This window comes from Kitasatospora sp. NPDC034533 (genome assembly GCF_055575155.1).
Map to the genome: position 1 here is coordinate 1 of NZ_JBVITE010000146.1, position 3,253 is coordinate 3,253.

Consider the following 3,253-nt stretch of genomic DNA (forward strand, 5'->3'; position numbering starts at 1 on the left):
GGTGAGCGGTTGTACCGCACGGGTGACCGGGTGAAGTGGACCCAGGACGGGCAGTTGGTGTTCGCCGGTCGTGTGGACGACCAGGTGAAGATCCGTGGTTTCCGGATCGAGCCGGGCGAGGTCCAGGCCGTGATCGCCGGGCACCCGCAGGTGGCCCAGGCGGTGGTGATCGCCCGTGAGGACGTCCCCGGTGAGGTGCGTCTGGTGGCGTACGTCGTCGCCGACGATGAGGAGGCGGTCGGCCTCCCGGACCTGGTGAAGGCCTTTGCCGGGCAGCGGCTGCCGGAGTACATGGTGCCGTCGGCGGTCATGGTGCTGGACGGGCTGCCGGTGACCATCAACGGCAAGATCGACCGCCGCGCCCTGCCCGCGCCGGAGTACGCGGCTGGCGCCGGCCGCGAGCCGGTCACCGTCGAGGAGAAGGCGCTGTGCGAGGCCTTCGCCGAGGTCCTGGGCCTGGAGAGCGTCGGCGTCGACGACGACTTCTTCGCCCTGGGCGGCCACTCGCTGCTGGCGACCCGGCTGGTGAGCCGGGTGCGTGCCCTGCTGGACGTCGAGGCCGAGATCTCCGACGTCTTCGAGGCACCCACCGTGGCCGCGCTCGCCGCCCGCCTGGGTGGCGCCGAGCAGGCCCGCACCGCCCTGGTCGCCGGCGAGCGCCCCGAGCGGATCCCGCTCTCCTTCGCCCAGCAACGCCTCTGGTTCCTCGGCCAGTTCGAGGTACGCACCGCCGCCTACAATGCCCCGATCGTGCAGGGCCTGTCGGGCGAGGTGGACCGGGCGCTGCTGGATGCGGCGCTGCGGGACGTGCTGGGCCGCCACGAGGCGCTGCGCACGGTGGTGGCGGTGGCCGACGGCCAGCCGTACCAGCGGATCCTGGGGCTGGACGAGCTCGACTGGGAGCTGCAGCTCGTCGAGGTCGCCCCGGAGCACCTGGCGGACTCGGTGGCCGAGGCGACCGGATACGCCTTCGACCTGTCCGTCGACATCCCCTTCCGGGCCACCCTGATCGAGGCGGGCGCTCAACGTGTGCTGGCGCTGGTCCTCCACCACATCGCCGCCGACGGATGGTCGAAGAGCCCGCTGACCCGGGACCTCTTCGCTGCCTATGCGGCGCGCCGGGAGGGCCGGGCGCCCGAGTGGGAGCCGCTGCCGGTGCAGTACGCGGACTACGCGCTGTGGCAGCGGGAGCTGCTGGGTGAGGCGGACGATCCGGAGAGTCTGCTGTCGCGCCAGGTGGCTTACTGGCGTGAGGCGCTTGCCGGTGCTCCGGAGGAGTTGGAGCTGCCGTTCGACCGTCCCCGTCCGGCGGTGGCGAGTCATCGCGGTCACCGGGTGTCGCTTGAGGTGTCGCCCGAACTGCACGCCCAGCTCGCGGAGTTGGCGCGTGCCGAGGGCGTCACGCTGTTCATGGTGCTGCAGGCCGCGCTGGCGGTGCTGTTCTCGCGGCTGGGTGCCGGTACGGACATTCCGATCGGCGCGGCGGTGGCCGGGCGGACCGACGAGGCGCTGGACGATCTGGTCGGGTTCTTCGTCAACACGCTGGTGATGCGGACTGACCTGTCCGGTGACCCGAGTTTCACGCAGGTGCTCTCCCGGGTGCGTGAGGCGGGTCTGGGGGCGTTCGCCAACCAGGACGTGCCGTTCGAGCGGCTGGTCGAGGTGCTGGCCCCGGAGCGCTCGCTGGCCCGCACCCCGCTCTTCCAGGTGCTGCTCGCGGTGCACAACCAGGGGCAGCCGTCGGCACAGCAGACCACGCGGTCGGCGGTGGACCTCGCGGACCCGAGTGCCGAGGAGGCTACGGCCGAGGCGTCGGTGTCGGTGGCGAAGTTCGACCTCGATGTGAGCGTGGCCGAGGTCTTCGACGCCGAGGGTCGGCCGGCTGGTCTGCGTGGTGGTGTGACGGCGGCGGCTGACCTGTTCGATTCGGCGTCGGTGGAGCGGCTGGTCGGCCGTTGGCTGCGGGTGCTGGCGGCGGTGGCCGCCGATCCGCGGCTGCGGCTGAGCGGGGTCGAGGTGCTGGACGAGGCCGAGCGCCGCCAGGTGCTGGTGGAGTGGAACGACACCGACGCCGAGGTGCCGGCGGGTACGGTGCTGGAGCTGTTCGAGGCGCAGCTGGCGCGGACGCCGGACGCGCTCGCGGTGGTTGCCGAAGGCGTCGAGCTGACCTATCGCGAGCTGGACGCGCGGGCGAACCGGCTGGCGCGGCTGCTGATCGGTCGGGGTGTCGGTCCGGAGTCGGTGGTCGCCGTGTGCATGGAGCGTGGTGCCGACCTGCTGGTGGCGCTGCTGGCGGTGTGGAAGGCCGGTGGCGCCTACCTGCCGGTGGACGTGGCGTACCCGGCCGAGCGGATCGCCTTCATGCTCGCCGACGCCAACGCCGTGCTGGTGCTGGGTGACAGCGCCGCCGGTTCGGTGGCGGTGGATGCCGCGGCCGGGCAGGGCGTGGAGTGCCTGGTGCTCGACGGGCCCGCGGTCTCGGCTGAGCTGGCGGGGCTGGACGGCGCGACGCCGACCACCGGCGCGCTGCCGGCCGGGCAGATGGCCTACGTGATGTACACCTCTGGTTCGACCGGTACGCCGAAGGGCGTGGTGGCGGCGCAGCGCGATGTGGCGGCGCTGGTGTCCGACCGATGCTGGGGGCTGTCCGCCGGGGACCGGGTGCTGTTCCACGCGCCGCACGCGTTCGACGCCTCAACGTACGAGATCTGGGGTCCGCTGGCCGCTGGTGCGGCCGTGCTGGTGGCGCCGGCGCGCGAGGTGGACACGGCGTGGCTGCGCGAGCTGGTTGCGTCGTGGCGGGTGTCGCACGTCCATGTGACGGCGGGGCTGTTCCGCGTGCTGGCACAGGAGGACCCGGAGTGCTTCACCGGGGTGCGCGAGGTGCTGACCGGCGGCGACGTCGTGCCGGGCGGTGCGGTGCGGCGGGTGCTGGAGGCGTGCGACGGCGTAGTGGTGCGGCACCTGTACGGGCCGACCGAGGTGACGCTGTGCGCGACGCAGTTCGAGGCGACCGCCGCCGCGGGCGATGTGCTGCCGCTGGGGCGCGGGTTGAACAACACCCGGGTGTACGTGCTGGACGAGTGGCTGTCCCCGGTGCCGGCGGGCGTCGTCGGTGAGCTGTACATCGGCGGGGCCGGCGTGGCACGGGGATACCTGGGCCGTCCGGGTCTGTCGGCGGAGCGTTTCGTGGCGAGCCCGTTCGAGGCGGCGGGTGCGCGGATGTACCGGACCGGGGACCGGGTTCGGTGGA

At 72.8% G+C, this 3,253-nt stretch carries 1 protein-coding gene; it reads left to right on the top strand.

Going from position 1 to position 3,253, the window contains the following annotated elements:
• Window positions 1-30: 30 nt before the first annotated feature.
• Window positions 31-3,253 (top strand): amino acid adenylation domain-containing protein (locus ACZ55U_RS38915; RefSeq protein ID WP_465534348.1); only part of this gene is annotated, 3,223 nt, incomplete at its 3' end.